This window comes from Methylobacterium sp. WSM2598, assembly GCF_000379105.1.
In the GTDB taxonomy this organism is placed as follows: domain Bacteria; phylum Pseudomonadota; class Alphaproteobacteria; order Rhizobiales; family Beijerinckiaceae; genus Methylobacterium.
Genome location: NZ_KB900609.1, coordinates 1,472,679 through 1,478,260, shown reverse-complemented (window position 1 = coordinate 1,478,260; position 5,582 = coordinate 1,472,679). Strand labels below are relative to the sequence as shown.

Below are 5,582 nucleotides of genomic sequence, written 5' to 3'. Positions count from 1 at the left end.
TCACGGCCACGGACGCGGCGGGCAACACTGCCTCGGCCTCGGCAGATCACGCCTACACGGTCGACACCACTGCGACGGCGACGATCAGCCTGAACGACATCACGGCGGACAACGTCATCAACGCGGCGGAAGCTGGTGGCACGGTCGCGGTCACCGGCTCGGTTGGTGGCGACGTGAAGGTTGGCGACACGGTCACGCTGACGGTGAACAACGCCACCTACACCGGCCAGGTGGCCTCCGATGGCACCTTCAGCATCAACGTCCAGGGCTCCGACCTGGCGGCGGACACCAAGGTGCACGCCAGCATCACGGCGGCGGACGCGGCGGGCAACACCGCCTCGGCTTCGGCAGATCACGCCTACACGGTCGACACCACTGCGACGGCGACGATCAGCCTGAACGACATCACGGCGGACGACGTCGTGAACGCAGCGGAAGCTGGTGGGACGGTCGCGGTGACCGGCTCGGTCGGCGGTGACGCCAAGGTGGGTGACACGGTCACGCTGAGCGTGAATGGCCAGAACTACACCGGCGCGGTGGTCGCCGGCGGCACCTTCAGCATCACCGTGTCCGGGGCGGATCTCGCGGCGGACACCAAGGTGCACGCCAGCATCACGGCGACCGACGCGGCGGGCAACACTGCCTCGGCCTCGGCGGATCACGCCTACACGGTCGACACCACTGCGACGGCGACGATCAGCCTGAACGACGTCACGGCCGACAACGTCATCAACGCAGCGGAAGCTGGTGGGACGGTCGCGGTGACCGGCTCGGTCGGCGGTGACGCGAAGGTGGGTGACACGGTCACGCTGAGCGTGAACGGTCAGAACTACACCGGCGCGGTGGTCGCCGGCGGCACCTTCAGCATCAACGTGTCGGGTGCGGATCTCGCGGCGGACACCAAGGTGCACGCCAGCATCACGGCCACGGACGCGGCGGGCAACACCGCCTCGGCCTCGGCAGATCACGCCTACACGGTCGACACCGCCGCGACGGCGACGATCAGCCTGAACGACGTCACGGCGGACAACGTCATCAACGCAGCGGAAGCTGGTGGGACGGTCGCGGTGACCGGCTCGGTCGGCGGCGACGCCAAGGTGGGCGACACGGTCACGCTGAGCGTGAACAACGCCACCTACACCGGCCAGGTGGTCTCCGGTGGCACCTTCAGCATCAACGTCCAGGGCTCCGACCTGGCGGCGGACACCAAGGTGCACGCCAGCATCACGGCCACGGACGCGGCGGGCAACACTGCCTCGGCCTCGGCAGATCACGCCTACACGGTCGACACCACTGCGACGGCGACGATCAGCCTGAACGACATCACGGCCGACAACGTCATCAACGCGGCGGAAGCTGGTGGGACGGTCGCGGTCACCGGCTCGGTTGGTGGCGACGCCAAGGTTGGCGACACGGTCACGCTGAGCGTGAATGGCCAGAACTACACCGGCGCGGTGGTCGCCGGCGGCACCTTCAGCATCAACGTGTCGGGTGCGGATCTCGCGGCGGACACCAAGGTGCACGCCAGCATCACGGCGACCGACGCGGCGGGCAACACTGCCTCGGCCTCGGCGGATCACACCTACACGGTCGACACCACCGCGACGGCCAGCATCACGGTCAACGCAGTCACGGCCGACAACGTCATCAACGCAGCGGAAGCTGGTGGCACGGTCGCGGTGACCGGCTCGGTCGGCGGTGATGCGAAGGTGGGCGACACGGTCACGCTGACCGTTCACGGTCAGAACTACACCGGCCAGGTGGGCAGCGACCTGAAGTTCAGCATCAACGTGTCGGGGGCGGATCTCGCGGCGGACACCAAGGTGCACGCCAGCGTCACGGCGGCCGACGCGGCGGGCAACACTACCACTGCCACAGCGGATCACGCCTACACGGTCGATACCGCCGCTCCGACGGTTGCGATCAACACGGTGACCGGCGACGACAAGATCAACGCCTCGGAGGCGACGAACGCGCTGGCGATCAGCGGCACCTCGAGCGCGGAAGCCGGTCAGTTGGTCACGATCAAGGACGGCAGCACCGTTCTTGGCACTGCCGCCGTGCAGGCCAACGGCACCTGGTCGACGACGGTGAACGCCACGGGTCTGTCCCAGGGCGCCCACACCTTCACGGCCGACGTGTCTGACGCTGCCGGGAACGCAGCTACTCAGGCGACGCGCGCGGTGACGGTGGACACGCTTGCCCCGTCGGCGCCGACGGCTCTGGCACTTGACGCTTCGACGGACAGCGGGACGGCTGGCGACAGCAAGACCAACCTCCAGGTCGTCAAGATCAACGGCACGGCCGAGGCCGGCAGCTCGGTGACGCTGTACGACACGAACGGCACGACCGTGATCGGCACCGGCACGGCGAACGGGACGACGGGTGCGTTCAGCATCACGACCTCGTCGCTGAGCGAGGGCAGCCACACGGTCACCGCCAAGGCCACGGACGCGGCTGGCAACACCGGGGTTGCGTCGACGAGCTACGCGCTCACCATCGACAAGACCGCGCCAGGAGCCCCGACGGCTCTGGCACTTGACGCTTCAACGGACAGCGGGACGGCTGGCGACAGCAAGACCAACCTCCAGGTCGTCAAGATCAACGGCACGGCCGAGGCCGGCAGCTCGGTGACGCTGTACGACACGAACGGCACGACCGTGATCGGCTCGGGCACAGCGAACGGATCGGGTGCGTTCAGCATCACGACCTCATCGCTGAGCGAGGGCAGCCACACGATCACCGCCAAGGCCACGGACGCGGCTGGCAACACCGGGGTTGCGTCGACGAGCTACGCGCTCACCATCGACAAGACCGCGCCTGTGGCCCCGAGTTTCGGGAGCTACACTGGTAACACAACGTCATCAAAACATACGATATCAGGATCGGCAGAGGGGAACGCCACCGTAAAAGTTTATACGGACAATGGTACTGTTGTTGGTTCGCTGGATGCGGCAGACACGCTGGTCGGCACCGGCTCAGCCCTTAGCAACGGAACTTACAGCTTCGTTCTCTCGGATTGGGGTAATCAATCACAGAAATTGCTGATCACCGCTACGGATGCGGCTGGAAACACAAGTGCTGCGACTCTTACAGCAGTAGCCTATACATACCCTGCGGGAGTGAGTGGCCAGCCCATTCAGCTTGGTCTTCTTAATCCTGCGCCGGGGAACGGCGATGTTAAACTCACGGTTAGGAACATTCCAACTGACTGGGTCCTGAGTGACGGCAGCAAGAATGCGGACGGCTCCTGGACCGTGACGACTGCCAATGTCGAGTCCCTAACCGTCACAACCCCCGCGACCTACGTCGGGGCGGCGGTCCTCAACATGACCATGTCCTGGACCAACGCGGACGGGACCACAGGCACGATGACCATCGCGGACAACGTCGAGGCCTACGCTAAGGGCTCGCCGATCTTCGCGTGGTCCGGGCACGACACGCTCACCGGCAGCACCGCCGCGGATCTGTTCGTGTTCGGCAACCAGATCGGAGAGGACAAGATCTACAGCTTCGACGCCGCGGCGGATAAGATCGACCTGATCGGCTACGGCGGGTTCAAGAGCTTCTCGGACGTCCAGGCCCACCTGGCCGACGACGCGACCGGGAACGCCGTGGTCACGCTCGCCGACGGCCAGACGATCACGCTCGATCACGTCCACGCCTCGGACCTGAGCGCGGCGAACTTCGTGTTCGACCAGACTCCGGCAGTGACCAACAGCGCGGCCGTGGTCCTCAGCGACGGCGCGATGCTGCCGCTCAGCGGGGCGGTGACCAACACCGGCACCATCGCGCTCAACTCGACCGGCGGCGGCACCCTCCTGCAGGTGATCGACCAGGGCATCACCCTCACGGGTGGCGGCACGGTCACGATGTCGGACGACGATGGCAACACCATCGCGGGCACCAAGGGCTCGGTCACGCTCACGAACGTCGACAACACGATCTCGGGCGCGGGCCAGCTCGGGGGCGGCGCCCTCACGCTGACCAACCAGGCGTCCGGCAAGATCACCGCCGACGGCAGCCACGCCCTCGTGATCGACACCGGCACAACCGTGGTCGAGAATGCCGGCACCCTCGCGGCGACCGGAAGCGGCGGCCTCGTGGTGAAGGGTGCGCTCGACAACACCGGCACAGTGTGGGCCCACGGCGGCAACGTGACGGTCGAGGGCGCGGTGACCGGCTCCGGCACCGCACTCATCGACGGGAACGCGACCATGGAGTTCGGCGCGGCCTCCTCGGCCCACGTCGATCTCGGCCACGGCGACGGCACGCTGAAACTGGACGACAGCCTCCACTTCAATGGCAGCATCACCGGCTTCGGCGCTGGCGATCACGTCGACCTCGCCGACCTGCTGTTCGGATCGAGCACCTCGGTCTCCTACGCGGCCAACGCGCAGGGCACGGGTGGTCTCCTGACCGTGAGCGACGGGGCGCACACGGCGGCTCTGGCTCTGCAGGGCACGTACGACGCCGCGGCCTTCTCGCTCACGAGCGACAGCGACGGTCATGCTCTGGTCTCCTATGACCCGCTGCATCACGGGTTGGCCTGAGTGTCTCCGCCGCGTCTGATCGAGCTTGCTTGATGCGGTCAGGGGCCCGGTTCGCCGGGCCCCTTCGCTTTTGCAATCCGCTCCGGGCCCGACGAACGCCACCGAGGGCAGACGGGCCGTCCCCCGACGAAGCGCGGGCTGCAGGAGGAGCACCGGCACGGTTTCCGAGTTCGCCGGACCCTGCCCAGTTGAGAGTCGCCGAGGGCCCCGCTAAAGGACTCCGTCTCTGGCGCTGCCGGTGGATGCGGGACCGACGAAGCGGAGTGGTCGCGCCGAGGGGCGAGGGCCGCGGGGGCACAACCCGCCGTTTGGGGCTTGTTCCTCCTTGAGCCGGAAGTGAAGCGGCGATCGAGCCATGTCCGACGCAGACACACCCCAGGTCACCTTCACGGTCGAGGTGGGCCCTCACGTCAGCCCGCTCATGAAGGTGCATGCGGGTGGCCGCGTGATCCCGATCACCCTCACCGCGGCGCAGGCCGGCGAGCTGGGCCGGGCTCTTCTCGCGGTGAGTGCGGTGTGCAGCAGCACCGCCCCGCATCCCGAGGGCACCCGGGTCGACAACTGCCACTTCCCGGTCGAGGCCTGGGCCGCCGGCCAGTCTCAGAGCAACGGGTTGCCGATTCTGCTCATTCAGGTGACGGGCGGCACCCAGCTGGCGCTTCAGTTCTCCCCCACGGCGGCCGAGCAATGCGCGGCGAGCCTCGCCGGCGCTGCCGCCGCACGAGCGATCGCTCGCCCTTCATAGCGCTCGACGGCGGCGAGCTCTTCACGACAACAGCGATGCGCGCTTGGGGCTCTGCATCCCGAGCGGCTCGCATGAACAAAGGATGATCAGCCCCCACAGGGTGGCCCGAGTGGAACGTTAGTGGACCGTCGGCCGGGTCATGACCAGTGCACTTCCGCTCCCTCACCGAGCAGTTCGACTGCGTATTCCGACGAAGCCGGCCGGGGGTTCCAAGTTGAAGCCGGCCGTCATTCCGAGGCGAAGCCGGCCACCGTTCCGATCTGAAGCCGACCGGCGACGGGGCG

Annotated in this window: 2 protein-coding genes; both read left to right on the top strand. The window is 67.2% G+C overall.

What is annotated here, in order from left to right:
• Window positions 1-4,553 (top strand): beta strand repeat-containing protein (locus MET2598_RS42070; protein WP_018260349.1); only part of this gene is annotated, 4,553 nt, incomplete at its 5' end.
• Between the two features lie 355 nt (window positions 4,554-4,908).
• Complete coding sequence (locus MET2598_RS0107005; protein WP_018260348.1) at window positions 4,909-5,298, top strand: hypothetical protein; 390 nt, start codon at window positions 4,909-4,911, stop codon at window positions 5,296-5,298.
• Window positions 5,299-5,582: the final 284 nt, after the last annotated feature.

What these genes read in the sequence shown, in the direction of transcription:
- MET2598_RS0107005 (WP_018260348.1), top strand. Translation starts at nt 4,909, where the DNA reads ATGTCCGACGCAGACACACCCCAGGTCACCTTCACGGTCGAGGTGGGC.